Here is a 26,815-nt window from a genome sequence, read left to right as displayed (position 1 = left end):
CGTTGCTCAGAACAATTGTGATTAATCTGCTGAGATTGAATGGCTTCCAATCGCTCAAAGCCGCTATGACAAAGCTTGCTAATCGGGTTGATGTTATTTTTTCGCTGTTAACTTAAAACAACCCTGTTCCAAACATGTCCTTGACGAATGGTTGACCACATCTCTTGGAAGAATACTTGGTCATGGTAATCTGCGTTGATAACTCTATGTGTCTTGCCGAGCAACTCTTCTCGGGAGTATTGAGACAGTTCGCAAAAATGATCATTGACTGAGATAATCTTGCCATTTTGATCTGTTACTGCCACTATCGCGGCCTGATCTAGCGCAAGCTTTAACTTGGTCAAAGACTTCAGGGCTAGGTGAAGCTCGCTTTCGGTTTGCCTGTCTGCGGTTATATCACGAGCAATGCAGTAGATCTGTTTTTTCTTTGGACAAGGGGTTGCATTCCATCTGAGCCATCGATAAGAACCGTCACTGCAGCGGTAACGAGTCTCGAATCCAATGCTTCTAGTATGGTTTAATAATTTTTGAAATTCCTCAAACGTGGCTATGCGATCGTCAGGATGAATCAGATCTATAAACAAGGTGTTTAGAAGTTCAGCTTGGGTAAAACCCAGAATTTCTTCCCATATAGGGTTTAATTGCTTGAAGTAGCCATCAAAGTCTGTAATGCAAAGCATATCTAGCGAAAGATGAAAGAATGACTCAAAATCCGACGCAGTAGTGTCTTGAGAAGCTGGGTCTGTTCGTGCTGGTGTCATGGTCATGGCCTTTAGAATTCTATTTCGAATTTCTCAGCTATCTGAACGCCTATGAAGTTTTTAGAAAGTTTTATATTGCATCGTGAGCGTCTCATCCTTACTGCGGAAATTTGCCATATATCAAGCGAGGTCAAAAGGCTATGAGATTTATTGTTACTAAGTTTTTCCGCTAAATTGAGCGATTTCCCCAATCACACTTTTCTTGTAAGATACCCAGTTATACGAGGGAAGTATCAATGGCCTCTCAGGACTGAATAAGGGTTTAAAGCGTTTTAGAGGAAGTAGTCTAAGATATGTAGGAGATTGATGGAAACTTAAATTCGCTTCTCTTACACGAAAAATGGATGATGCTGAAGCGTTGCAATCTACTGTAGGTAGACTATCGTAGAGATTAAGAATGCAGAATCTATTATTCCAAGCTACCGTTCCTACCACTCTCCCTTCTCCACAAACTGCTAGTCATAGTGCAATCTCATCTTCAGCATGAGGTTGAAGGTATGCTATCTCTTCCCTTTGCGATTTCAGACGGGAAATTCTAGTTAAACTGGCAATATTATTTCAGCCTAATATCCTACATTCCGCAGGTTAGTGAATTCTTGTAAGCCTTTTCCAGTAAGGGCTTTGAGCCTTAGCCCGAAATTCAAGAATACCTCCCGCAGAGCATTGAAATACAGGTGGCCGATTAACCTGTATTGCTTTTCCAGTCTGGCTTCTAGAGAGTCTGTGATCTGTTTTTTCAGGTGATGCAACCTGGATTGATGGAACAGAGCCGATTTTTGACAGACCCTGTAACCCTTCTCTAGCATGGCTTCTAGAAAAGTGTACTACCTGCGGAATGTAGTTAATATAAGTGCAATGCAAGCAATTTCCCGATTTCTTCCCGATTCTATTTCTCTTCCTTCACTTTATTGAAATATATTTAATGAATAGTCAATTGTCCAGTTGTGTTCTTTTAGTCTCGCATTAGCGAGCAATAAATTCCTAAACTAAAGAAGAATGGAATATGGAATATATTGCACTAGTTTGTTGATGTTGAGGGTTCGCTATGACTATTAATCAACACTATATTAGCCCAATTGCTAAGAATCTTTATGCTCAGGATAAAGCTGATGAAGAGTTTGTCGCTTTGTTAAAAGATCTCAGTAACTTAAGCCAGGCTATAAGTAAGTATTTAGGCGTGAAGCTAACGATGCAGTACTGGAATGCTTCTCGTCCTCAGTATGAGTGGGCTAAGAATCTTGAAATGAATCACAAGGCAGAGATTGTGTTTTATGGAAGTTCGGGATTACTGATGCCTAGTGTCTACTCCTTTTGCATTTATGATTGGGTGAGTGTTTTTGTCGAGAAATGCTCCCTTGTCTTGCAGGACATTTCTAGTATGCTAAATGATAATCTGAACAATCTCAGCCAGAAACTTAAACGCAGATTAACACCTGAAGAAAAAATAGTAAGAATTCAAGAACATGATGAAAGTTTGTTTGGATAAAGTTTAGAGTTAATTTTGTTTTTCTCAATTACCTGTCCACTCTTTTGAGGTAATGTCAACGTTTACCAATAAAAATGAGGAAAGTTAATATTTCTTTTAGGCAGATAAAAGTCTAACGTTCATGGTCTATTATTTAATGAATTGCCATGAGATGGAGGAATTTTTGAGTGGTCGACGCAAATACGTTCCGACAGCTTCAAAATGACGCCAATACATCCTCACAGCCTCAAAAGTATGAAGCGTACCTGACAAAAACCTTGATGGCTCGGCTAGTACAGCACTGGCGGTGTCCCTCCAGCCTCAAGACACTGCTCCTGGCAAGTGTGATCGAATTCCGCTCGTTTTTGAAAGTTGATTTTGCACAGATTTGCCAACTTCAATCGGATGGCAAATGTCGAGCAGTGGTTGAATCTAGCCAAAAGCAGTCAGTGCGCATGCGGTTAAAGATTCCTCAATGTGGTGCTGAAGTGTTATCTCCGGTTCTCGAACTGTTGTCACCGATACCCATGATGTCAACGCTTGATGTCTCTAATCGACGAAGTTGGAAAACTCTTGGCTGGGGCAAACAATTCGAAGAAGATCACAACCCGCTGCAATTACATTATGTGGAACCGGCCTTAGCTGAAGCATTTGCCGCGATGAACGTTCGTGCAGTGCTGATGGCACCCATTTTTCACCAGCAAGATCTTTGGGGGATGCTGATGATTTACCACACCTCGGCTCGTCCCTTCTCCGTAGTAGAGATAGAACCCGTTTGGCTGGCAGTTGAGCAACTCTCTGCGATCATTGCTCAGCATCAGGGAGGTTCACGTACCAGTTCTAAAATAACTGAACCATCAGAATCTGCGATCTCTCTGATCGCTCACGTGCTGCATCTAGAACCAACTTTAGATTTACAAGCTGCCCTAGAAACAACTGTCCGTGCCTTTCATGGATCAGGAGGGCGACTCTATCTCTTCCCATCTGACCAAGTGCTCACTGCTGGATTGAGAGAGACACTTGATGGGAGTTCGTCGACAGCGGCACAAATCTATACCCACGGTATCCAGCCAACCTCTTCAGCGTTTGCAAAGTATAGTTCAATCGAGCAATATCACGTTTGGCAAAACCATTTCCAAATTCAGGATGAACCGATCTGGGCGATCAATGATCTTTATTTAGAAGCAGAGTTAGACAAACTACAATCGCTGTTTCAGCCGACCTCGATTTGTAGCCTTTTCATGGTGCCATTATGGTATGGCCAGCAATGTTTAGGATACTTGACTATTTTTCGAAATAGAGCTGAGGTGGGAACCTCGTCGTATGAGCAACCGCTTCAGAAATGGACATTGAATGAGACCAAACTTGGACAAACGATCGGAATGCATTTTGCGGCCGCATTGCAACGGTCTCGATCTCAATCCCAGAGGCAAAGTCTGACTCATCGTCTTGAACAACAGGTGCAGCAAAACGCTGCGACCTCAAATCACGGGATGGAGCATCAGCATCTATTGATGCGCGTGATCACTAAAATTCGACAGTCGTTAGATATTGAAACCATTTTTCGAACCACTACACGAGAAATCTGTCACGCCGTTCAGACAGAGCGCGTGGCTGTTTACCGATTCAATGAAGATTGGGGAGGAGAGTTCGTCAGCGATTTCGAATTTGCTACTGGTAATTGGGAAGGATTGAGCAAGCTTGGAGTGAATCTGACTTGGAATGATACACACTTGCAAGAAACGCAAGGCGGGCGCTATCGCTATAAAGAGATTTCTGTTGTAGAGGACATTTATACGGCTGAATATTCTCCTTGCCATATTGAAATCTTGGAGCAATATCAGATACGTGCATTTGTCATCGTTCCTATTTTTGCTGGCAAACAGTTGTGGGGACTCTTAGCCATATATCAGCATTCAAGCATACGTCATTGGGATGATAGCGACGTCCAATTTTTGAATCAGGTTGCAGATCAGCTCGGGGTCGCCATATTTCAATCTGAGCTACACCAGAAGGCTCATCAACAAGCTAAAAATCTTCAACGAGTCAGCGATCAACAGCAAATTTTGTTGCATGTGATTACTAAAATCCGACAGTCGTTAGACGTTGAAACCATCTTTCGAACCACTACGCGAGAAATCTGTCATGCTGTTCAGGCAGAGCGCGTGGCTGTTTACCAATTTAATGAAGATTGGGGAGGACAGTTCGTCAACGATTTTGAATTTGCTACTGGCAGTTGGGAAGGATTGAGCAAACTTGGCATGAATTCGATCTGGGACGATACCTATCTTCAGGAAACGCAAGGCGGACGCTACCGTCATAAAGAAACTTTTGCCGTTGAGGATATTTACAAAGCGGGGCATTCCCCCTGCCATATTGAGTTGCTAGAACAATATCGAATTCGTGCCTATGCTATTGTTCCTATCTTTGTTGGTAAGAACCTGTGGGGGCTTCTGGCAATGTATCAGCATTCGAGACCACGGCAGTGGGAGCCTATGAATGTTCGATTCTTGAATCAGGTTGCAGAGCAAATGGGAGTTGCTCTACATCAATCTAAATTACTTGAACAAACGCGCAAATAATAAAATAAATAGTTAGACAGAATTATGAGGTGAGGAGTCCGCAGGATCCAAGGTTTTGTTGCAACAATCAGAGATGGAGATAGCTAGTAGGTTGAGAGCTTGGCATCGTTCAGTCAAGAAGTAACGTATTCAAAACCTCCGACTTATCAGTAACTCCGCGATCTTAACGGTCCGTTGAATGAATCCCATCGCCATCGCTGGGGTGTGCCTGCATTCGTGGCCCCAATGAGGACGGCGGCACCAAATTGTGGATCAATCTGTGTACGTTCAATGCTCTCTATAAGTCCCTCAACCTCTTTGGCATAGTGGTGGTTCTGGCATCGGTGATAGGCGCTTGCCCGTCGTCTCATAGAACTATTGAGCGCACAAATCAAGCCCGATGCTAATGCTGCAACCGGTCGTCTCTCATGCATCCCGCACAAAAATGCTTAGCAAAACCGGTCCTATTAAATGTTGGTGGGCTTCACATCTGAGATTAGCCTGATTCCCTAGCTGCTCTCTTGCTTGACCACTGTAAAACTGCATCTTCGCCATCGAAGACTGCGGGAATAACGTTCCTAGAGGTGTTGCGTAGTCTACCAAATAAAAACGCCCCTGAAGCTTCAGTACTCGATAAACCTGCTTAAAAACTCGTTCCGGTTCAGGGTAGTGCAAGAAGCTAATGGTGCTGAAGACGCCTTCAAACTGCTCATCTTCGGTGGGGATGGTGTGGCTAATGCCGCGAACAAAACGTAAACGGTCACCGTGGCGATTACTCAAGCGAGCCTGATGTAGCATCTCGGGTGAGAGATCGAGGCCGGTTCCCTGAAGGTGGGGATAGGCTTGGGCTAGACGGTTGAGCAAGCGCCCGGTGCCGCAGCCGATGTCAAGCACCTTTGCTGAGTCTGAAAGCTGAATGTAGTCCAGCAGGCGCAGATGAATGGCTTGATAAAAGACGGAGGGCAGTAACCAGTCGTAGCTAGGTGCCCAGTGATCGAAAAGCTGAGTTTTAGCAGTGAGTGTATCCATTTCTTTACCGATGGAACTACAGGTGCAGCTTCGCTATCTATATAAGATGACGCATTTAAAAGAAAAAATCAGTTGAAGAGACTTTGATATGCCAACTCATATTGCAGCCCGGATTGGGCTAGGCATTCTGCTGCTAACGGGGCCGCTTCTGTCCCCGACTCTACAGACCGTTGTGGCTCAAGAAAGCCCCGATAGCCGCCAGCAAATTGCGGTGGTGGATTTTAGCTATGGCGACACTCGCTCTCCTCACTACGCATCCTATAAAAACGTGGGGGTCTCTAAGGGAGTGAGCGCCAGAATGGTGGAAGCTTTGGCTGCAGAAGATGCTTTTATCGTCGTAGACCCTAACCGAGTTCAGCAGGCTCTCGCAACCCTGAATTTAACGGGTCCGCTCACGCAGGCGGATGCGATCAGCTTAGGTGAAAATCTGAGCGCTGACGTTGTGATCACAGGTACCATTACTGAGTTTAAAGCGGAGCAAGCCTGTGTCGGTGGTCAGTGCTCACCTGAGACAAAGGCTCAGATCAATATTGAAAGCAGCATGATTGAGGTGGATTCAGGTAATGTCGCGACGCGGCGGAGCAATGTGAGCATGACGCGAGAGCAGTCTGGAGATGTGCCATCGCCCTCAGGGGGCCTGGGTGTTGAGTCAGAGCCGAACAGTAATGTACTTGATGATGTCGTGGATAAGGCGATCGCAAATATAGTCAAGGGTCTTATGGGTGAGCCGGACTCCATCGAGTTGCGTCGGCGCGTTTATCCCTAGAGAAGCGGTTCCTGAATCAACTACACTTTAGGAGATTTGTTGACCCTTCAGGAGCGATATGACACGGTACGACGTTTATGGTCTTGGTAATGCCCTCGTTGATATTGAATGCGAAGTTAAACCCCAGCTTCTAGAGGAGTTGGGTATCGATAAGGGAGTCATGACGCTCATTGATGAAGATCATCAGCACAAAATTCTGACGAGTCTAAATAGCCACCGACTCAAGCGAGCGTCTGGTGGATCAGCAGCGAATACAATGATTGCTGTGAATCAGTTTGGAGGCAAGACCTTCTATTCCTGCAAGGTGGCTGATGATGAGCCGGGGCAGTTCTATCTGTCCGATTTGCTGGCCTGTGGTGTAGAAACGAATCTGCAGGCCCATGCGCTAGATGAAGGCGTGACGGGTAAATGCTTGGTCTTTGTGACGCCCGATGCAGATCGGTCGATGACGACTTTCTTGGGCATCTCGGGGGGGCTATCGGTGAATGACCTAGACGAAGATGCGATCGCATCTTCTCAATACACCTATCTTGAAGGATACTTAGTCACCGGACCTGACTCCAGAGCCGCTACCATCAAAGCCAGAGAGTTAGCTAAGGCCGCAGGCCAGAAGGTTTCTTTGACGCTGTCGGACTTCAACATGGTTAAGTTCTTCAGAGACGGCCTGCTAGAAATGATTGGCCCTGGCGTTGATTTCTTATTCGCCAACGAAAGCGAAGCACTCGGTATGGCTGAGACAGAAGACTTTAATACTGCCGTTGACTACTTCAAAACCCTCGCAACCTGTTTTGCCATCACCCGTGGCCCTGAAGGCTCCGTCATTTTTGATGGTGAACGCCTGATCAACATTGATCCACTCCCGGTCAAAGCCGTGGATACCGTCGGTGCCGGTGATATGTACGCTGGCGCTGTTCTGTACGGCATCACCCACGGCATGAGCTTCGCTGACGCCGGACGCCTGGGGTCATTGGCCGCCGCCCGCTTGGTCACTCATCTTGGCCCCCGTATGGAAACAGAAGCTACGAGAGGATTATTAGAAGCCATCTAAATAGGACGGCGCAAGCCATCATCCTCTTCACAATGAGTGGTAATGCAATCCTTCATTAATGGGTATACGATTCTCTCATGGTGCGATTGCTTTGCCCTCCTGTAATGCGCGATACTAAGTGCAGTGTATTTCTAGGAGGAGAACCTAGAATGTCAGCCTCGCATACGCCGGAGCAAAGTAACGCGCTTTACTATCAGTGTTTTGAAAAGCTGCTGCCCGTTGCGGGACAGCATATCAAAGCGGTTGCCCTCGATTGGTGGGATTTAGATCGATTTCTAGGGGTGGCGTTCTATACACTCCTTGCTGAGACTGACCCACGTGTTCGAATGCAGATGGCTGATCTCCTGCCTCATTTCGGTGCCAAGGCAGTTCCGCCTCTAATTGTGCTGCGTAGGCAGCAGAACCTTGATACAGAATCTATTGAACTGCTTGAACATAGCCTGACACAGATCTCCTCGTCTGACTTAATCACAGGCTTGATTGACGTTCTTAAAGCTTCTGAAGATGACAGCTTTGATGAATCGGTCTGTAAGAGACTTGCAAAGGTAGGTAATTCAGCGATTGCTGCCGTAGAGACTCTCTCCACCGATCCAGAATGGCGAACGCTAGCGCTGAAGATTCTCCCGAGAATTCAAAAGTTTCAAGCCATCGGTCACTTAAATTCAAGTTTCCGATCTTCTGCGACACCGTCAACGCCCGCAGAACTCAGTAACGGAGAGTCGAAAGCTGCGATGGGTTCGCAAATCTCTTGTAAAAACGGTCCAGAGCTTAACTCACCAAATAGATCAGCTCGCACAATTGACAAAAAATCTACAGCCTTGATGCAGATAGCCGCTGCTAAAGCTGAGACCAATGCTTACCTGCAGGCCATCAACATCTATACACAAGCCTTAAATCTCTGTCCTGATAACGCTAGAGCCTATGGCGCTCGCGGTTTATTGCGCTCCAATGTTGGCGATCAGCAGGGTGCCATTGCCGATATTCAGTACGCAGCTCAGCTTTTTCGTCAGCAGGGAAAAACCGCTAATTTTGAGATTGCGCTCGGCTATCTCCGTAAGATTATGAGCCAAGTTCCAAGTTAGGCTAAGCTTTGGATTTTAGACCCTATCGCTTTGCAAGTGTCGTCTTTTGCACCGCTGCTGCGGTTGGGTCCGACAGTCTAGGGATGAGCCAATGCTGGTTTCAACATATCTGCTGCTGCTGACAACGCTGTACCAAGTCGTGGCCTGTCAGCGAGAGCAGCGGCAAAAACCACCCGGACAGCGGGTCGATGTGGGTGGATATGCGCTACATCTTTCTGTTTCAGGCGAGGGTGAATCGACCATCGTCCTTGATCACAGCCTGGGTGGTGTTGAGGGCTATCTGCTGCTGCAGAAGCTAGCGCCACTGGGGCGCGTTGTCACCTGGGATCGTGCAGGTTATGGCTGGAGCGATCACAGTCCCCATCCCCGCACCAGCGGCCAAATTGTCCAGGAGCTGGAGACGGCGTTAGCGAAAGCAGACATTCAGCCGCCCTATATCCTGGTGGGCGACTCATTCGGTAGCTACAACATGCGCCTGTATGCCCATCAGTTTCCTGAGCAGGTGCAGGGGCTGGTCCTTACCGATGGTCTCCACGAAGTGGGCATGCTCAAGATGTCTTGGCCGCTGCAGATCTTGAAGCTGATCTTTATTTCTGGTTTTTTGATGTCTATCTTGGGGGCAGGGTTCGGGATCATCCGACTCCTGCGGCTGTTGCAGGTATTTGAACTGCTCAAGCCTAATTTACGACAGTTTTCGCGGTCAGAGCTGACGCCTGTGACGCGCTCATTTTGTCGCCCCAAGCACTGGCTCACCATGGCTCGAGAACTCTGGAGTATGGATGCCAGTGGCCGTCAGCTGAGGGTCGCAAATAATCTGGGAAGTCTACCGATTGTTAGCATCAAGTCCCACTCATTTTTTACACCCTCGTTTTGGACGTTTTGCATTCCCTTAAAAGGCATTAATCAACTCCGCGACCAGATTCACCATGCCTTGATGGGTCTATCAACTGATTGCACACAGCTCCCAGCTGATGAAAGTAGCCATTTTGTCTGGGTTGATCAGCCTGAGGTTATGGTGCAAGCTGTTCAGCTTGTGCTCAATAAAATTAGCCGATGAGGATTGACGAGCGGCAGATATACATTGCCCATGAGTTTTATCAATAAAGGCTGTCCTAACTCAGCCGAGTACTTCTGCTGCTATAACGCAAACTCCACAATCGCCCTGAGAGCAGCTTCTGAGCGCCTGCAAGCGGATGAATAACTGCTGTGTAGAAGGCCAACGTACAAAATTACCTCGGTCTTGTTGCAGATTCCTGTCTTTAACTGGGTATCCTAAATTGATTCACAAGATGCTTACAGGTTTTGCTGGGTTAACAAACAGTAGCTGGAATAAAACGGTGACACTACAGCACCGTTGTACCCAAACCCTTATCGCTGCTCTACAAAGCTGTTGTAGCGATATTCATGTCGATTTTACGCTTGAATTGCTTCAAGCCTTCGCTCTGATTGAGGCCATCGGAGATGTTCAACAAGATCCTGAATATTCTTTTAGTTGAAGATAACCCAGACGATGCTTTTCTGATTGGCAAACTATTAACAGCAAGTCTTGGTTCTCAATTTGAGCTCGCGACAGTTGAACGTTTAAGCGATGCCTGTACCTGTCTAGACTCAAACCACTTTGACGTGTGCTTGTTAGACCTACATCTTCCAGATAGTGTTGGATTGGATAGCCTGCTGTCTCTTCATAACAAAAATCCTGGGCTACCGATTGTGATCCTCACCGGTCTTGATGATGAAGATCTTGCGACCCAAGCTCTGCAGCTAGGCGCACAGGATTATCTGATGAAAGGCCAAGTCAATTCAACTTGGCTAAAGCGAACCATCTATCATGCGATGGAACGGACTCGACTATTGGAAAAGATTCGAACCCATGAGCAGCAGATGCAGCAATTGAATTTGCTGCTTCGAGATCGCCTTAAAAGGCGGACCACAGCTATTCATCAAATGCATGAGCAGGTGCAGGTGCTAAAAACGATTTCTTTTATCGATGCCCTGACCCAAATCAAAAATCGCTTGGGCTTTGATCAAAAGCTGGAGCAGGAGTGGCTCCGTGCGATTGGTAATCGCACATCGCTATCATTGATCATGATTGATATTGATTATTTCAAGCAGTTCAACGATACCTACGGTCATCCAGAAGGCGATCGCTGTCTCAAGCGGGTCGCCCAAGCCATCGAAGCAGGGCTACATCGGCCTCAGGATTTAGTGGCACGATACGGGGGTGAAGAATTTGTTGTCATCCTCCCAGAGACCTCAGAAACGGGGGCTATTCAGGTCGCAGAACGAATTTGCACAGATGTCAGAGATCTAAAGATTGCCCATTTGACATCGCCCCTTTGCGATCGCATCACCATTAGCCTTGGCGTCGCCACATCCATGCCGCAGGACAACGAGCTGCCCCAGGATTTGATTGTTAAAGCCGACCAAGCGCTCTATCAAGCCAAACACCAAGGACGCGATCGCATCTCTTGCGATCGAGCGATCTTTAAAGAGTCAATAATATGACCCACATTCAGCCGAGCCGCTTAGATTAATCTAAATACCTATTTTTGCTGCTGACGTAACGATTGAACAGATCTAACGGCTGAAGCGCTAGAGAAAACTCTGAGCCATAAGTTTTGACCGCAATGTTATTCGGTCCTTTCTAGCACTCCCATGGTGGAACGGGCTGGAACCGTTTGAGTAAAAAATCAATCATGGCATGAACTTTCGATGCCATGATTCGGCGACTCGGATACAGAAGCCATATAGAGGCCTCTGTAACAAGCGGAAATTCCGGTAGCACCTCGATGAGAAGCCCGGATTTTAAACTTTCGCTGGCATTCCAGACTGACTTTGTACCAATACCCATCCCGTGTTCGATCATTTTTCGCATCGCCTCACCATCGTTAACAACAAATGAGCGCGGAGCACTAACGGCCTGTCCATTTTCAAACTTCCACCTATTGTTTTCGGCAAGGATTACGCATTGATGCTCTGCAAGATCGTCAGGCGTTGAGGGAACGCCATGCCGTTTTAGATAGGTAGGAGAGGCAACGAGAAGGCGCCGGTCAGCGGCCAACTTCCGCACAATGAGGCTGCTATCCGTCAAGCTTGCATTTCGGATAATGAGGTCATAAGCACCTTCAACGACATCGAGAACTTCATCAGATAGCCGTAAATCAAGGCTGACGAGTGGATGGAGTGCGTGAAATTCGGCTAAAGCTGGAATGACATACATACGTCCAAAGGAACCGGGCATTGCTACTCGCAGCAGCCCCTGGGCCTCTGACCCTTGACCCCTGACCGCTTTTAGTCCAGTTTCCAGTGTCTCTACAGTTTGTTGAGCGTAGGGTATAAATGTCTCACCATCCGTTGTTAACGATACGGCTCGGGTCGTCCTGTTGAATAAACGGAATCCAACTGTTTCTTCGAGTTTGACAAGACGGGCGCTCGCACTCGCGGGCGAAAGTGACAGGTCGCGCGCCGCCGCTGTGACGCCGCCAAGTTCTGCAATTCTCAGGAACAAGCGGAGCGATAAAATATCCATTTGTCAAAAATATCCGAATTATTATTTCGCAGCAAGCCTGATTATCTTTTTTACATAAATGATTGTCATGCGAGTAACGCTCCCCACGAACCGAAAGGAGACATCAATGATGAAAGCAATTGGCTACACGGATGCGGGTCCAATTTCAGCGGAAAACGCCCTGATCGAATTTGAAACCGACATCCCGAAGCCCGGTCCGAACGATCTGCTCGTAGAAGTTCGCGGAATTTCGGTGAATCCGGTTGACGTCAAAGTGCGCGCCGGTGCGCAGCCAGACAACGGGCCTCGGATTCTTGGCTTCGATGCTGCTGGAACTGTCAAAGAGGTCGGTTCCGATGTCACGCAGTTCCGATCTGGTGACGAGGTGTTCTACGCAGGCGATATAACCCGCCCTGGCACCAATGCCGAGTTTCACCGCGTTGATGAACGCATTGTGGGTCGAAAGCCATCCTCCCTTAGTTTCGCCGAAGCGGCAGGAATGCCCCTAACCAGTATTACGGCTTGGGAAATCCTGTTCGATAGCTTTGGACTCAAAGAGGGTGAAGGGGCAGGTGAAGCTTTGCTTGTGGTCGGCGGCGCTGGCGGTGTGGGATCTATTCTGACTCAGCTAGCGAAGAAACTTACGAAGCTGACCGTGATTGTGACGGCATCGCGTGATGCTACCCGAGAGTGGTCGGAAAAGATGGGCGCTGACCATATCATCAACCACCATAATCCACTCGACGAAGAGATGAAGGCGCTGGGTATTTCGCCACGGTATGTTGCCTCACTCACGCATACTGGCATTCATTATGAGGCGATTCAAGCGCTAATTAAACCGCGCGGCCACATCGCCCTCATCGATGACCCAGAGTCATTGGATGTTATTCCACTTAAGAAAAAAGCGCTCTCTGTGAGTTGGGAGTTCATGTTCACCCGCTCCATGTTCCAGACAGAAGATATGAACGAGCAGCATAAGCTATTGAATCGGGTTTCGAAACTTCTGGATGATGGCACATTAATTCCGACCGTAAACAATCATGGCGGCGTTCTCAACGTAGAGAGTCTGCGTGCCGCACACGAACTTCAGGAGAGTGGAAAGGCAATCGGCAAGACTGTGTTGGATGGTCTTGGTACGGAATGCAGTTAAACGCTCCCTCGTTCTTTAAGCCGGATGTTCGTGTACTGTTACTGGATGCGGACTGTGAGTGTTCTAAACCATTTCCGAATAAGGATATTTAGCAGTGGATAGATAGGTCAGTGTCTCTGAACGTAGATGTGTTTGTTCTAGGTATTGCAATATGAGCTACGACAATTTCACCACTTTCAACGTTAAGGCCGAAAACGAGATCGCACCCTATCTTCTGACACAATGGCTTCTACCGCTGATGGGGATATCTGGACGGGTTATCAATTTGTCCTCCGCAGCTCAGGCTCCCGTCGATTTTGACGCACTGGCTGGACGAGTCAAGCTGTCCGCTGGTGCAGCTTATGCGCAAAGCAAGCTGGCGCTGACGATGTGGTCGCGCGCACTTTCGCTCAAGGAAGACAGCTCTACCATGATCGCGGTTAATCCGGGCTCAATGCTCGGGAGCAAAATGGTGAAACAGGCCTATGGAGTGGCTGGTGGCGATATCCGTATAGGCGGGGAAATACTGAGTCGAGCAACTTTGGCAGATGAATTCGCGGCCGCTTCAGGCCAGTACTTCGATAACGATTTAGGTCAGTTTGCATCGCCTCATCCAGATGCATTAAATCTACAAAAATGTGAAAAAATTGTGCGCGTTATCGAGGCTGTTTTGGCGGAGATGGCACAACCAGACAGAAAACATAGATAGGAACTGTCGACAGCTTAGCTCGATTATGGATTTTCTTCTAAAAGCTCCTGTTTAAACCTTGAAACTGTCTTAGGGAAGGGCTTCCAGAGCTATGAGCCAATTCCTGTAGAGTCGGGGGCATGGGCCCTAATCACCACACTGCCTTACTTTACTGGCGTAATGCCAGAATTGGCCTAATTTGCTGAATATGGCACACATCCGCTGTGCCTCGCTCAACAGCTAGAATGGAATCAGGATCCCTGCACCTACGGCGATGTCGTTTTGATCACGCACTCGCAACTGATGCCAAGGTGATGAACCGACGCGGTTGGTGAGAAACAGTTCTACGTTTGGACGGTTGGCACGCGGTGTATCTGAATCATCTCCAAACAAACGGAGCGGGTCTACCCTCACTGCAAAATTAAACGGAATGCGATCCACTAGGCTGTTGCCGCTAAAGGCATTGCCCGAGCCCGCAAAATTAGCACCGACCTCGGCTAACACACTGAAGGCTGGAAGCACTTGTAGTTCTCCTCCCAAGTTAAAGCCAGCTAACTCAACCCCTTCGCGCTGAACCAGACCCACCGTGGGGGTAAACCAAACGTTGGCTCGCTCACTGATCTTATAGATGATCGGCACTGAAGTCGTTACGATAAACAGCCGATCGTCTCGATCTCGATTACCAATAAAGGGGAACCCTTCATCAATGCCCAGAGCATCAAAGGCACCTGCATCGTTATTGACGAAATTAGAAAACACATCGTTGGTTTGGCTGAGTGTACCCGCCACACTCAAGGTAAAAGGTGCACCTTTATCTTGATTTAAGAGCCGAATCTTACCGCTGATGCCCTGCTCTGACTCATCCACCGCTCCTGAAATTGAGTCTAGAAAGATGCCGCCCTCAAAATCTTTGAGCAGGCCATAGCGAAGAGCCGTGAGCAATCCTTGGCTCCCGCCCTGCAGATGGAAGGCAAATTTGCCTTTCGGAACAGTACCGCCATCGAAGAAGCCTAGGCCGTCAATGGTCCGAGGAGAATCTGGCTGATCAAGCTCTCCTTTCCGATTGTCGGCAATCCGACGGTTGCGGGGGGCAAGGTCAGGCATGAAAATTAAATTCGCACCGATGCCCACAGAATCGGGTTGGGTTGTGAGCGCCAGAGGCCCCAAACTGCCTGCTGCATTGGTGGCAAACAGGTCAACGGCCAAGCGTGGATTGATTAAGTAGCGGGCACCTGCGTTAAAGACAATTTCTCGATTGGGTAGGCCGGAGGTCGGGCTGATGCTGTTGTTGCCGGTGAAGGGGACAAAGGCATCTGCGAACAGCGTTAGACGATCAAAAGCGTTAAAGGATGCAGCCCCGGTTAAGCCAAAGGTGGTACCAAAGGAGCCTGAATTAGCAATCGGGGGTGTCGAGAGAAAGAGAGCACTGCCGGACGGAAAAAAGGCAATGGTGGGCGATAGCGTCAATTTTGTGCGTTCACCCACGGTTGCGGTGAGGGGAAGCTGCAATGCAGGAACAACGGCATCATTCTCAACGGATACAACGTCTCCATTGCCAATAAACGTACTCAGACGCCCCGAAGGAGGGAAAGAAACTGCCGCAACTCCACTGAGTTCCAAGCTGCGATCAGCATTTTTCCAGATTTTCTGCTTAAGCTGGAACGTCAGCTCGTCGTTACCTGGATCGTCACCGCCTCGGTTCACGATGAAGGGCCCCTGCTGCCCTGGAGAATTGCTATCGGCTTGCTGGAAGGCTGCGGATAGTTCTAAATCATCCGTAATGCCAACGCTGAAGCCCAAGTGAATAAAAACAGGTGTGTCGTTATCACCTGCCACGTCATCTGATAGAGAAAAAAGACGAGAGGTGCCCTTGAGTGCCACCGTACCCTGCGGCAACGTTTGGGCCGTGGGCTGCTGAAACTGTTGATTTAAGAGAGGTGAGATGAGGCTGGCTGTTTCAGCGTCGCTATCTTCTTCAACGGTTGGCGTTTCGCGATCTGCTGGTCCCTCGCCGTCAATTGGGGCTTCGCTCTCGATTTGCTCAGACTCCGCTAGAATCGTTTGCTCTAAATTTGCGTTGGAAAGGTCGGTATTGGTGAGAATCGCGGTTTCTAGCTGTGCGCCCTGTAAGTTGGCACCGCTTAGATTAGCGCCCGTGAGATTGGCCCCCGTGAGATTGGCGTTGCTGAGGTCTGCGCCGCTGAGGTTGGCCTGGGTTAGCGTGGCTCCCTGCAAATCAATCTGGCTCAGATCTTGGCCGCTGAGGTCAAGATTACTCAAATCGCAGTTTTGACAGGCTCGTGTTTCGAGTAATTGCTGGAGGGGATCGAAGGTTTGTGCCGCGCTGGGGGAAGACCAGCCTGCCACCGCCAATGAGACAACGGCTGCAAACGTTGCTGATTTAATCATGAATATTCACTCCACACGCTGGCTGCTCAGTCATTTATGAAGACGGCGACCACAATCGCTTTTCATCATACGCCTGAATATTTCAGTCCAGATTAATTATTGAGAGAAAAGAGGCTCTGTCTGTGTTTTATCTGTCAGTGCTGCTGCATTCAATTGCTGGCGTCGATCTCTTGTATGAGTTTCTGAATGCTTCTAGATTGGCCCCCATTCTGGAAGGATAATGCCGACAGATGTTGCTGTGTCAGAACGAAGAGCCGCGTTGATTGAGAAAGGCTCGTTCGTCGGGTGTGCTCTCTCGCCCTAGAGTCTCGTTGCGATGAGGGAAACGGCCAAAGCGCTGAATGACGTCAGCGTGGCGCTGGGCATAGTCAATGGCGCTGTCGCTGTCGGGGTGATCTTTCAGTGTTTTCCAGAGCTGTAAAGACTGTTGCTGGTGCTCCCACTGTTCGCTGTGTTCAAAGGGTAAATAGACAAACCATCGTTGTATAAAAATAAGCTGCTGATCGATCTGGCGTTCAACGGCGCTTTGGGCCACCGCTAGTGCCTGTGCATCTGTGGCAAAGGCCTGTGGCGTTCCTCGAAACATATTGCGTGGGAACTGATCGAGCAATAGCAAGAGTGCCAAGCAACTCTGGGCCTCTTGTTGCCAGTGATTAAGGCTGCCAGCGGCGGCTTTTTTATACGTCGATAGGAAGCGATCGCAAATCTCTTGATCAAACGTTGGGTTCTTACGGAACCATTTTTTTTGCGGCTTTCCGAAGCCTGTCTGATCCGGCGACCCGAACCAAAACGTCAAAATATCGTCGACCATATAACGAATGAGAGCTGTACAGATCAGGGGCTGGTACATCACGATCATATTGCGTGATCGGCTTACGTTGAGACATCTCGCAGAGTTTTGTCCATTTCTATAAGTCGCATAATCGGCGGTTTAGAAAATGGGCAGCTATCATGGATTTGAGCAAAATGAGTAAAAGCAGGGTATGAAGCGACATCGGGGTACAGCGTGGGGATTGCTGTTGATGGGGCTGAACGGACTGGGTCTGTCAGCGATATTGGTCTCAGAATCGAGTCAGGCTCAGACCTCCACTGAAAGCTGCGATCGCACCGCCGCGCCGACATTACCAGTGGGCCTATCGCCTTTGACCGTCGGGAGTTCGCCGCAGCCCGCCACCGTGAGAATTGGCCCGCACGTCAGCATTGGGCATGGCGTGCTCATCGAAGGTCAGGTTGTGACCAAAAAGCCCGGTCTCCCGCTCCAGGGTTTAGGCAGCGCCGTTCCGCTTCCTGGCGGTGTCACAACGGGAGCCGTTGCCGCGCCTTGCCAAACAGATGCACGGCCTTTGCCCCGGACCCGCAAGCCGAAGGCACCTCAAGTCGCGCTGGCGACGAGTGACATTGCTAAGCAGGCCAAACAAGTCACCGTCAGCTTGGGGAATGGCATCACTGAGGGGTCAGGCGTGATTATCCAGCGCCAAGGCAACACCTACACCCTCTTGACAGCAGCTCACGTCGTGGCTGCCCGCGATATTCCCTATCGCATTACCACCGCCGATCAGCAGCAGTACACAGCAAGAGAGGTGCGTTCCTTAAAAAGCATTGATTTAGCCGTAGTGACCTTCGAGAGCGATCGCACCTACACCGTCTGTTCGCTGGCCAAGGCTCAAACGGCCAGCGAAGGGTTGCCGGTCTTTGTGGCAGGTTTCCCGGCCACAACAGCCGCCATTACCCAGCCGGTCTACAACTTTACCGATGGTAAAATTACCGCCCGCAGCAGTCGCAGTTTTGACGATGGCTATGCCATGATCTACACGAACCGTACCTTACCTGGGATGAGTGGTGGCGGCGTTTTTAATCGTGAGGGTGAACTGGTAGGTATCCACGGTCGAGGCGATGTGGACAGTCGCCTGGAAGCGTCAACTCTCAATACCGACATTCGCGTTAAAACAGGTTTTAATCTCGGTATTCCTATTGAAGCGTTTCTAAAGCAGTCCAAAGCGATGGGAATGACGCTTAAGGCGCACCTGCCCGCCACTGCTCCTCCGCCTTCCCCCGTGGATGATGCTCTGATTACTGCTGCCATCAAGGCCCAGTCGGGAGACTATGTGGGTGCGCGGGCGGTTTTGTCGCAGGTCATTCAAACTTCGCCCCGTGAGGCTCGTCTTTATTTGGCCAGGGCTAACTATGCGATCGCAAGTGGTCAAACCCAAGCTGCACTGCAGGATCTAGACCAGGTGATTGCATTTGATCCGAAGGCAGAGCAAGCCTATTGGCTGCGGGGTGCCTACCGTAATGCCAGTCGCGATACATTAGGTGCACTCTCTGATTTTAGTCGGGTGATTGAGCTGAACCCCAACCGTCTCCAGGCCTATCTATGGCGGGCAACCCTGTATATGGCTCAATCGGATCAGCAGTCCGCCATTCAAGACTATTCAGCCATGATTCGTCTGGATCCCCAGAATGCCCTCGCCTACAGCGCCCGTGGCGGTATGCTCTTCGTCCAGGGGGATCATCAAGGGGCGCTCAAAGACTATTCACAGTTAATCAAGATCAACCCCAAAGATACAGAAGCCTACGATCGCCGTGCCCATGTCCGTCGCTATAGTGGTGACCCCCAGGGAGCGCTCGCAGACTATCGGATGATGGCCAAGATTAATCCTCGCAATACGCGTGCCTATGAGCAAATCGCGTCCCTCAGTGAAGATATGAATGATCTAGAGGGTGCGATCTCAGCCTATAACCAGCTTGTGGCTCTAACCCCCCGCTCTTTTTCGCTGTATTACAATCGGGGCCAGTTATACGAAAAGCAGGAGCAGTATCCAGCCGCGATCAAAGACTTCACCACCTTGATTAAACTCCAGCCTTCGCAGCCCAGCTGGTACATTGTGCGCGGTGATGCTCGGGAAAAGGCGGGTCAGATCGAAGGGGCGAAGGCCGATTATCGTCAGGTTGCCAAGCTCTATCAAAAGCAGGGAGAGTCCTCTTCCGCTGAGACTTGGCTAGAGCGAGCCAATAGCCTCTAGTCTGAGTTGGTTTCCAGAACCGAATATTTTACCCAGCCTAGCCGGAGAACAAGGTCGAGTACGAGACGTGCGATCGCAAATAAAAACAAGCTCTCCGCCGCCAGCACCACAAACGGCCAAATCACGCCCTGCGCCATTAGTCCCACATCAAGCTGGGCTAGTCCCCGTACCGTGCCAAATGCCATCACTACTCCTGACCCTAGATGCGGATTGCGATCGGTGCGCACCGCGTAGCGATAGTTGATGCCAAACACACAGCCCGCTAAAGTTGCGATCGCACCACTGCCTAGCCCCTGCCAGTTCAGCCCCTGCATTTGCAGCATCCATAAAGACGGAATCGCCGTCGCTACGATCTGGTTGAAAGCCGTCAGCGCACTAAACGTGACCGCCACCGCCACTGCTGAAAATAAAGCTGCCTTAATCGATTCCTGACGCTCTGCAGCCTGCAGTGCCAAGATAGGGTCCGCCTCTGGTCCTGGGACAGACGCGATTAGCTCTTCAGTAGGAGCCACCATGGCTAACCTTGACCTCTTGAACAACAGCGCAGAGATCAGAGCCAAGGCCTAAGAACTCTCAGATTCACCCGCTTGCTTCAGCCTCTGTCGCTTCGTCATCCTTAGCAAATAAGGGAACACAAACCAAGCGATCAGTCCCCCTAGGATCAACAGGCTAAACTCACTGACAATGGCCACTAACTGGCCCAGTGAAATAATTTCACCTGCAAAGAAAGCAAGCGAGACCATAACTGTTGCCCAGAGCATTGCCCCTGCACAGTTATAAATCATAAACCGCCCGTAGGGCATCTTCGCAATTCCGGCCAAAGGGCTAGCAAAAATACGCAATAAAGCCACAAAGCGGCCTAAGAAAACCGCTCGACCTGCGTTGTAGCTAAAGCGCTGCTGTAGTTCCTCTAGCTTCTCTGTGGGCACCCGAAAGACCTTGCCCACTCTCAAGAGCAGTGGCCAACCCCCATAGACCCCAATCCAGTAGCCGCAGTTGCCGCCCACAATCGCACCCGCAAGCGCGCTGAGGACCACCCAAAGAAATTTCAGATCTCCCTGTCCGGCTAAAAAGCCACCCACCAGCACAATCGATTCCCCTGGTAGAGGTAATCCTAGGCTCTCCAGTAAAATTCCCAAGAAAACAACGACGTAGCCATACTGTTGCGCGAGCCCCTGTACTGTTTCTATAGAAAGCCAGTCAAATACCATGCTGCCTATCGCGTTAACATTTCTTAATTTTGGCGTAATCTAAGAGGTTCTGTCAATTCAAAGCCCCGAGAGATGCCGGTTATGCCCCTTAGTGTACCCTTCTCGCCGCTATGACTGTCGCCGATAGATTGCACATAGGCGACTGGGCTTAAACACTTTTGCCTTGAACATATAGTTGGGCGGCACATTAATAATCACATAGTCTTCAGAGTCGTGGTACTGCTCAAACAGAGACGGCATCCCTTTCGGCGTACTTTTGCTGTAGGGCAGTGGCTGAAAAATGAGCTCCGTAAACTCTACGGCCGGACACCCGGCATTCTGAGCGACCTGTGCCAAAAAGGCATCCTGCGTCAGCATCTCAAAGAGCGCGACTTTCACCTCTGGGGCCAGTGTGAAGTTGCCGTCAAAGTTCTCAATAATCTTTAGGGGCATGGGCGAAGCCTCATTCGTAGGGGCTGGAGTCTCTCAATGCTTGAAAGACTTCAGGCTACCACGCTACCGTTTAAACACGGATTGCGTAAAGCCGTCTGAAATCAGGCCAGAACGGCACGACGAGATAGCATAGGACTCTAAAACAGACGGACGGAGAACGAAAATGCAGATCGGTTTGATCGGTACTGGACTCATGGGGCTACCGATGGCGACTCGACTCTTGGCTAATCATCATGTCCTGACGGTCTATAACCGAACGCCAGATAAACTGCCTCCACTCCAGGCTGCAGGGGCCAACCTTGCTGCGTCACCTGCAGAGGTGATTACGGCTGCTGACTGCACTATCTTAATGCTGACCGATGCCGCTGCCATTCATGAGCTGATCCTCACAGACGCCGCTCAAGCTGCCTTGCCTGGGCACACCATTCTCCAGATGGGGACAATTGCACCGGCCGAGAGTCAAAACATTCGAGACGCCGTTGTTGAAGCCGGAGGTGATTACCTAGAAGCTCCCGTGCTAGGAAGCATCCCAGAAGCTAAGACCGGCGAGCTAATCGTGATGGTAGGGGCTGAACTGGCACAGTTCCAGCGCTGGCTACCGATCTTGAGCTGTGTGGGGACTCAGCCTCGCCTGATTGGCCCTGTGGGAACAGCTGCTGCCCTTAAGCTAGCTCTTAATCAGCTGATTGGCTCCTTGACCACGGCCTTTGCCCTCAGCCTCAGTTTCACGCAGCACCACGGCGTTGAATCAGAGATGCTGATGGAGATTTTGCGAACGAGTGCTCTATACGCGCCCACGTTCGATAAGAAACTGCCGCGTATGGAAAGTCAAAACTACGACAATCCAAATTTTCCTGCCAAGCATTTATTCAAAGACCTCAACCTGTTCTTGGCGTCATCGGCAGATTTGCAGACAGGGATGGTCGCCGCGGTTCAAGACCTCCTCCAGCAGGCGATGGAGCAGCATGCAGATGATGATTATTCGGCCCTCTTTTCCGTGGTCAATCGTCAGCCTTAAACGTGATCGCCTTCTCGGAGCTTCCCAAAAGCGATAGAACTGCAGCATGACTCGCCAGTCCTGAGTCTTTAAAGCGTTTCGTCTAAGATCGAGATAATCTGACGGGCTAAGTCCTCTGATGGGGGCTTGCGCGTCACAGCCCGCTGCCCAGGAGGGTTCCCCGAAGGAGGACCAGCAGAAAGAGTGGCCAGGTCTCCTTTCTGCTGAGATGTCGTCAAGGTGGGCAACGTCCGTTGACCTGAGGCTGTAGCTACTGATTGTGCAGGAGCGGGAGCCGCCAAATCTGGGTGAATCAGTGGCTGGTGCCATACCTGAGGCTCGATGAATTCATCTTCTACAGCCTTTGTTATGGGTTCATTTATGAGGGTTGGTACACCGCTATCAGCCAAGAAACACTGCAGTAGTGATGGGTGCTGAAGCTGTTCTTGGATTTGCTGCTGCTGCACTGCTGTAAATGTGACGCCAAGGCCCGCCGGTTCATAGTCACTCGTAATTTCAAGTTGCCCAGGCTGTTCAGGGATGATGTGTCTTGGGATGAGTGCGACTGGCCCTTTCTGCAGGCACTGAACAATAAAATTGGCGATGTCAGATTCGAGGGGTTGATTGAGGTGGTAGCTCAAGCAGTAGGGCGTATGGGGACGGCCATGATCGTCGTCCCCATCATTGAAGAGCCAACCAAACAACGTGTGGTCAGGATGAGCTTGATGAATAAAGCCTGCCCGATATCCTGGCGGTGGTGGCTCATAGACATCCCAATGTTTATGAACAATATCTTCAACGAATGCAGACTGCACAGACTCTGGCATCTCAGCGTTGGCGAAGATTTGATAGCCAATCCGAGGGAAGCTGGAGTAGACAATCTGGCCGACGACTAACGACATAGGTTCCTATCAATAACGGTCACCCCCCTACGGGTAGATCCGTGCGGCTAGACTTGAGTTGCCAAAATTTTAAGTTAGTGTTTCCTAACCCCCGCGGAAGCACTGCCTTTATTATGAATCCTTTCGGTCCTGGGCGGTGACTATTCTCTCCTTGACTTTGTTAGAGACTCTGCTGGCCTGGACTATTCCGTACCCTCTAACCAATCTTTAGCGACGTCCTGAATTGTCTGTTTAAGTTCCCCTTCAGGGACGGATGCTTCTGCCTTCGCGAACAAGGTCTTTGCTGTATCCAAATCGCCTTGCGTACTGCGCAGAATCGCTTTATTTGTTAAAGCCATGACGTTATTTCCCTGCCTCGCTAAAATCTCGTCATAGGATGCCTCCTCTTTGTCTTTGCGACCCATGATCGCGTACAGACCGGCTTTCTGAAAGTAGAGATTCATATCATCAGGCTTGAGAGCAATGAGCTGTTCTAGGTAGCCTATCGCTGGTTCATATTGCTCTTGCTCTTGGTGTAGCTCAACAAGCTTTGCCAGTGCCTCCGTATCTTCTGGATTTTCCCTCAGCGCTTTCTCATATTGCGCACCGATTTCAGAACTGCTACCCGCGATCACTGAACTACTATTGGGCAGTAGTTTGCTCAGCCCGAAGAGGAGTCCCCCGACAACTCCGACCGCTGCAACTCCGGCGAGAACTTTGGGCAAAATGCCGGTCTGACGGTTAGAAGTCAGGCCAGGACTTGAAATATTGTTGGCATAGCTGGGTTCTGGTTGGGCATTTGAGAGCGTTTTTTCAAAGCCGCTGCCCAAATTCTTGGGTGTTTGAGCCTGATAGACCTTGCTCAGTTCTGAGACCAGCCACAGAATGGGGACCGAGGCACCTTCTGCTTTGACGACTGAGGTACCACCGGCTGGAATAATCGAGATTGAAGAATAGAAACGACGGTAAATGGTGTTAGCTTCATCTAGGCGAGTGGTGAGCGATCGCAACTTTTGCTCAATTTTGATCAGCTTGGCTGGCCCCGCATCAAGTAGATCGCACTTGGTCAAAATCAGGGCGAAGATATACTGAAGGCCACTCTGAGCGGCTAAGGAAGAAATTGTTTCCACCTGCTTAACGGTATCTTCTAGCTGCGCTAAGTACTGAGGGTCTTGTACCAGAGCGCCTGCGTCAATAAACACGCAGCAGCCGTGGGATTTGAGCAGCATGGACTCAAAGTTAGGATTGTCGAGATGACAAATTTCGCCCGGGATATCGGCCCAGCGAAATTCACAGAGGGTTTTAGCTTTACGGCCCTCATGTGCCTTGGCTGTGAAGGTAAAGTCTGTCACCTTCATGGTGGCGGGTGGATATTGGCCTGTTTGGGCCATGTAACCCAACAGCTTTTCAAGGGTCGTCTGGGCCTGATCGTTAGCCCCTTCAAACCAAATATCTTTTGATTCCACCTGCCGCCCGGACTGTAGTTCGGCGTAGCTACCAGCCAAGAAAACGGTTTTACCGACTCCCCGGTGACCAATACTGAGCAAATTAAAGGTAGGGGGTGTATTTTTAGCCATTGGGTTGTTCCTAGAGGGCGTGCTGCTGCAGATCATCTATCGACACATATTCTAAGGCACTGGCATGAGTTGCCGTCAACACCACAGGCGGGGCGACGCCTGCAACCATCGCTTCTTGCCAGCGAGAGGCACACAGACACCAGCAATCTCCAGGCTTTAGCCCTGGAAAATAAGAAGATGGTGTGCTGAGATCATTGCCTTTTGCCTTTGTAAAGGCGAGAAAGTCATCTGTCATCTGAGCACAGACGACATGGGCCCCAAAGTCACCGCCCCCCGTGCGGCAAAGCCCGTCACGATAAAAACCAGTCATTGGAGACGTGCAGCAGCTTTCAAGTTTACTGCCCAACACATTCATCGCATCTGACATTTAATCGCGCTCCATTCTTGTTTTACTTTACAAGAAGTCTATCCCTCTTTGATCTCCGCGAAGGCCCAGTCTAACCAAGGCAGCAGAGCTTGAATGTCGGCAGCCTCGACAGTTGCCCCACCCCAAATGCGGAGTCCGGGTGGGGCATCTCGATAGGAGGCGATGTCGTAGGCGACGCCTTCGGTATCTAGGAGTGCTGCCATCTGTTTGGCTTTTTGGGCCTGCTCCTCTGCAGGTAGAGCGGTGTACCAAGGATCTACAATTTTTAAGCAGATTGAGGTGTTGGAGCGGGTGGCGGGTTCGACGGCCAGGAAATCTGCCCAAGGGGTTTGGTTAACCCAGGTTGCGATCGCATCTAAATTCGCTTCTGATCTTTTGATCAAAGCGGTCAGCCCACCCAAGCTCTCAGCCCATTTCAAACCATCTAGAGCATCCTCAACACAAATCATCGACGGTGTATTGATGGTCGCCCCTTCAAAAATCCCCTTAATCAGCTTGCCGCCCTTGGTGAGCCGGAAAATCTTGGGCAGCGGCCAAGCGGGCGTATAGCTTTCTAGACGTTCGACGGCGCGAGGGCTCAACACTAGCATTCCATGAGCCGCTTCGCCCCCCATCACTTTTTGCCAGGACCAGGTGACCACATCAAGCTTGGACCAGGGCATCTGCATGGCAAAGGTGGCAGAGGTGGCGTCAGCAATGGTTAACCCTTGGCGATTGTCAGGGATCCAGTCGCCGTTAGGAACTTTGACGCCGGAAGTCGTGCCGTTCCAGGTGAAAACAACGTCGCGATCGCAATCCACCTGCGATAAATCAGGTAAATGTCCATAGTCAGCTTCCATTGCCCGACAATCTGACAGCTTGAGCTGCTTTTGTACATCAGTAACCCAGCCCTTACCAAAGCTTTCCCAGGCCAAGATATCCAAACCTCGCTCACCTAGGAGTGACCACATCGCTAGTTCCACAGCACCGGTATCGGAGGCAGGGACGATGCCACAAAGGTAATCATCGGGGATGCCTAAAATCTTTTTGGTGCCGTCGATGACTTCTTTGATACGGGCTTTCCCTGGCTTGGAGCGGTGAGACCGGCCCACCAGCGCATTACCGAGAGACTGCACGGACCAGCCGGGGTGCTTAGAGCAAGGACCAGAAGAGAAGTTAGGAGATTGCGGGCGTTGGGCAGGTTTATTACTCATGCAGGATGATGACTTTAAAAGATATCCATCTAAGATACCAATACTTTTCACCAATCTTGGTGTTGAGACACACCCATCCAGCGCAAACCATCAAAAAACGGTTGCAACTTCACATTCAAGTCCTGGCAGTAGAGGCGAAGTCAATCTATCTTCTTGCAGCAGCGTGGCTACTTTCTGGAGCTGCATCTCTCGCCGCCGGTACACTTCAATATTGTTCAGCCGCCAGTTAACCACCCAATACTCCTGCACCCCATGGAGTGAGTACAGCTTCAGCTTGACCTCACGATCTCTTTGCTCATTTACTTCACCCGCAGCAAGAATCTCTACAATCAGCTCTGGCGCAACAACAAAATGGCCCGCATTGTCCATTCCTTTTTCTAGGCAATCGTGACTGGCCCACACCACATCTGGGATCACGGCATCCATTTCAGTGAAGATAACTCCTGGCGCTTCACATGCCTCACCGAGTCCAGTTCTGCGAGACCAGTTTGCTAACTCAACGTGAATATTTCCACCGGCCCTTTGGTGACGAAAGTGAGGGGCGCGGGTCACAATTAATGCTCCATCAATGATTTCGTAACGCTTCCAGCCCCCATCATCAGGCATCGCGCCCAAATCTCGCACTGTCCAGCGAATCGAGTTGGTAACCATATCATTCAGCCGTACGCTTACCTGCTATTCTACCGAA

24 protein-coding genes and 2 pseudogenes are annotated in these 26,815 nt (G+C 49.8%); 12 read left to right on the top strand and 14 right to left on the bottom strand.

Annotated elements, in window-relative coordinates; translation table 11 throughout:
• Positions 1-116 (top strand): annotated as a pseudogene (locus C1752_RS16495) (ISAs1-like element ISAcma12 family transposase); the annotation flags it as partial.
• On the opposite strand, the gene C1752_RS16490 reads toward C1752_RS16495, so the two are convergent.
• Positions 108-761, bottom strand: coding sequence for a PAS domain-containing protein (locus tag C1752_RS16490; protein WP_158535115.1), 654 nt, complete (start codon positions 759-761; stop codon positions 108-110). The pseudogene C1752_RS16495 and the gene C1752_RS16490 sit on opposite strands and share 9 nt — an antisense overlap.
• A 1,045-nt stretch (positions 762-1,806) precedes the next feature.
• Here C1752_RS16490 and C1752_RS16480 point away from each other — a divergent pair.
• Entirely contained in the window at positions 1,807-2,247 is a 441-nt protein-coding gene (locus C1752_RS16480) for a hypothetical protein (RefSeq protein ID WP_110987142.1), read from the top strand.
• Positions 2,248-2,570: 323 nt separating this feature from the next.
• Positions 2,571-4,808 carry a GAF domain-containing protein gene (locus tag C1752_RS16475; protein ID WP_158535114.1) on the top strand — a complete coding sequence of 746 codons (2,238 nt, stop codon included), beginning with the start codon at positions 2,571-2,573 and terminating at the stop codon, positions 4,806-4,808.
• Between the two features lie 146 nt (positions 4,809-4,954).
• On the opposite strand, the gene C1752_RS28100 is transcribed toward C1752_RS16475, so the two are convergent.
• Together C1752_RS28100 and C1752_RS16470 are read right to left on the bottom strand one after the other, a co-directional pair.
• Complete coding sequence (locus tag C1752_RS28100; RefSeq protein WP_146242364.1) at positions 4,955-5,158, bottom strand: hypothetical protein; 204 nt, start codon at positions 5,156-5,158, stop codon at positions 4,955-4,957.
• A gap of 55 nt (positions 5,159-5,213) precedes the next feature.
• A complete protein-coding gene (locus C1752_RS16470) occupies positions 5,214-5,816 on the bottom strand; it encodes a class I SAM-dependent methyltransferase (RefSeq protein WP_110987140.1) in 603 nt (200 codons plus the stop codon).
• A gap of 88 nt (positions 5,817-5,904) precedes the next feature.
• Between C1752_RS16470 and C1752_RS16465 the strand changes: the two genes are divergently transcribed.
• From C1752_RS16465 to C1752_RS16445, 5 genes are all read left to right on the top strand, one after another.
• The gene (locus C1752_RS16465) at positions 5,905-6,582 is read left to right on the top strand and encodes a CsgG/HfaB family protein (RefSeq protein ID WP_110987139.1); all 678 of its coding nucleotides are present in this window, start codon (positions 5,905-5,907) and stop codon (positions 6,580-6,582) included.
• Positions 6,583-6,640: 58 nt separating this feature from the next.
• On the top strand, positions 6,641-7,630 hold the full coding sequence (locus tag C1752_RS16460) for an adenosine kinase (protein WP_110987138.1): 990 nt from the start codon (positions 6,641-6,643) through the stop codon (positions 7,628-7,630).
• 149 nt (positions 7,631-7,779) lie between these two features.
• Positions 7,780-8,712 (top strand): tetratricopeptide repeat protein, encoded by a 933-nt coding sequence (locus C1752_RS16455; RefSeq protein WP_110987137.1) that lies wholly within the window; start codon positions 7,780-7,782, stop codon positions 8,710-8,712.
• A 91-nt stretch (positions 8,713-8,803) separates the two neighbouring features.
• Entirely contained in the window at positions 8,804-9,769 is a 966-nt protein-coding gene (locus C1752_RS16450) for an alpha/beta fold hydrolase (RefSeq protein WP_110987136.1), read from the top strand.
• Between the two features lie 404 nt (positions 9,770-10,173).
• Complete coding sequence (locus C1752_RS16445) at positions 10,174-11,217, top strand: GGDEF domain-containing response regulator (protein WP_110987135.1); 1,044 nt, start codon at positions 10,174-10,176, stop codon at positions 11,215-11,217.
• A gap of 139 nt (positions 11,218-11,356) precedes the next feature.
• On the opposite strand, the gene C1752_RS16440 is transcribed toward C1752_RS16445, so the two are convergent.
• On the bottom strand, positions 11,357-12,241 hold the full coding sequence (locus C1752_RS16440) for a LysR family transcriptional regulator (RefSeq protein WP_110987134.1): 885 nt from the start codon (positions 12,239-12,241) through the stop codon (positions 11,357-11,359).
• A gap of 109 nt (positions 12,242-12,350) precedes the next feature.
• Between C1752_RS16440 and C1752_RS16435 the strand changes: the two genes are divergently transcribed.
• Positions 12,351-13,370 (top strand): zinc-binding alcohol dehydrogenase family protein, encoded by a 1,020-nt coding sequence (locus tag C1752_RS16435; protein WP_110987133.1) that lies wholly within the window; start codon positions 12,351-12,353, stop codon positions 13,368-13,370.
• 187 nt (positions 13,371-13,557) lie between these two features.
• A pseudogene (locus tag C1752_RS16430) lies at positions 13,558-14,058 on the top strand (Rossmann-fold NAD(P)-binding domain-containing protein); the annotation flags it as partial.
• Between the two features lie 219 nt (positions 14,059-14,277).
• Here C1752_RS16430 and C1752_RS16425 read toward each other — a convergent pair.
• Both C1752_RS16425 and C1752_RS16420 read right to left on the bottom strand, forming a co-directional pair.
• Positions 14,278-16,446, bottom strand: coding sequence for a pentapeptide repeat-containing protein (locus C1752_RS16425; protein ID WP_110987132.1), 2,169 nt, complete (start codon positions 16,444-16,446; stop codon positions 14,278-14,280).
• Positions 16,447-16,687: 241 nt separating this feature from the next.
• A complete protein-coding gene (locus C1752_RS16420; protein WP_233501659.1) occupies positions 16,688-17,296 on the bottom strand; it encodes a DUF924 family protein in 609 nt (202 codons plus the stop codon).
• A 133-nt stretch (positions 17,297-17,429) separates the two neighbouring features.
• Between C1752_RS16420 and C1752_RS16415 the strand changes: the two genes are divergently transcribed.
• Positions 17,430-19,469: a tetratricopeptide repeat-containing S1 family peptidase gene (locus C1752_RS16415; protein WP_233501648.1), complete on the top strand. Its 2,040-nt coding sequence runs from the start codon at positions 17,430-17,432 to the stop codon at positions 19,467-19,469.
• Here C1752_RS16415 and C1752_RS16410 read toward each other — a convergent pair.
• The 3 genes from C1752_RS16410 to C1752_RS16400 form a co-directional block, all read right to left on the bottom strand.
• Positions 19,466-19,984 (bottom strand): hypothetical protein, encoded by a 519-nt coding sequence (locus C1752_RS16410; protein WP_233501647.1) that lies wholly within the window; start codon positions 19,982-19,984, stop codon positions 19,466-19,468. The genes C1752_RS16415 and C1752_RS16410 overlap by 4 nt on opposite strands.
• A gap of 48 nt (positions 19,985-20,032) precedes the next feature.
• Positions 20,033-20,680 carry a DedA family protein gene (locus C1752_RS16405; protein ID WP_110987131.1) on the bottom strand — a complete coding sequence of 216 codons (648 nt, stop codon included), beginning with the start codon at positions 20,678-20,680 and terminating at the stop codon, positions 20,033-20,035.
• 108 nt (positions 20,681-20,788) lie between these two features.
• A complete protein-coding gene (locus C1752_RS16400) occupies positions 20,789-21,112 on the bottom strand; it encodes a hypothetical protein (RefSeq protein WP_110987130.1) in 324 nt (107 codons plus the stop codon).
• Positions 21,113-21,275: 163 nt separating this feature from the next.
• Between C1752_RS16400 and C1752_RS16395 the strand changes: the two genes are divergently transcribed.
• Complete coding sequence (locus C1752_RS16395; protein ID WP_110987129.1) at positions 21,276-22,130, top strand: NAD(P)-dependent oxidoreductase; 855 nt, start codon at positions 21,276-21,278, stop codon at positions 22,128-22,130.
• A 68-nt stretch (positions 22,131-22,198) separates the two neighbouring features.
• Here the strand turns inward: C1752_RS16395 and C1752_RS16390 are convergent, their stop codons facing one another.
• The 5 genes from C1752_RS16390 to C1752_RS16370 all read right to left on the bottom strand — a co-directional run bounded on the left by C1752_RS16390 (position 22,199) and on the right by C1752_RS16370 (position 26,778).
• Complete coding sequence (locus C1752_RS16390) at positions 22,199-23,011, bottom strand: hypothetical protein (protein WP_110987128.1); 813 nt, start codon at positions 23,009-23,011, stop codon at positions 22,199-22,201.
• Between the two features lie 182 nt (positions 23,012-23,193).
• Positions 23,194-24,567, bottom strand: coding sequence for a tetratricopeptide repeat protein (locus C1752_RS16385; RefSeq protein ID WP_110987127.1), 1,374 nt, complete (start codon positions 24,565-24,567; stop codon positions 23,194-23,196).
• A 10-nt stretch (positions 24,568-24,577) separates the two neighbouring features.
• Complete coding sequence (locus C1752_RS16380) at positions 24,578-24,934, bottom strand: DUF2237 family protein (RefSeq protein WP_110987126.1); 357 nt, start codon at positions 24,932-24,934, stop codon at positions 24,578-24,580.
• A 38-nt stretch (positions 24,935-24,972) separates the two neighbouring features.
• Complete coding sequence (locus tag C1752_RS16375) at positions 24,973-26,127, bottom strand: phosphoserine transaminase (protein WP_110987125.1); 1,155 nt, start codon at positions 26,125-26,127, stop codon at positions 24,973-24,975.
• A gap of 90 nt (positions 26,128-26,217) precedes the next feature.
• Positions 26,218-26,778 carry a Uma2 family endonuclease gene (locus tag C1752_RS16370; RefSeq protein ID WP_110987124.1) on the bottom strand — a complete coding sequence of 187 codons (561 nt, stop codon included), beginning with the start codon at positions 26,776-26,778 and terminating at the stop codon, positions 26,218-26,220.
• Positions 26,779-26,815 lie beyond the last annotated feature (37 nt).

Origin of the sequence: Acaryochloris thomasi RCC1774 (assembly GCF_003231495.1) — a bacterium.
Taxonomy (GTDB): Bacteria; Cyanobacteriota; Cyanobacteriia; order Thermosynechococcales; family Thermosynechococcaceae; genus RCC1774.
Note: the sequence above shows the minus strand (reverse complement) of the source record. Positions and strands in the feature narration are given on the sequence as shown.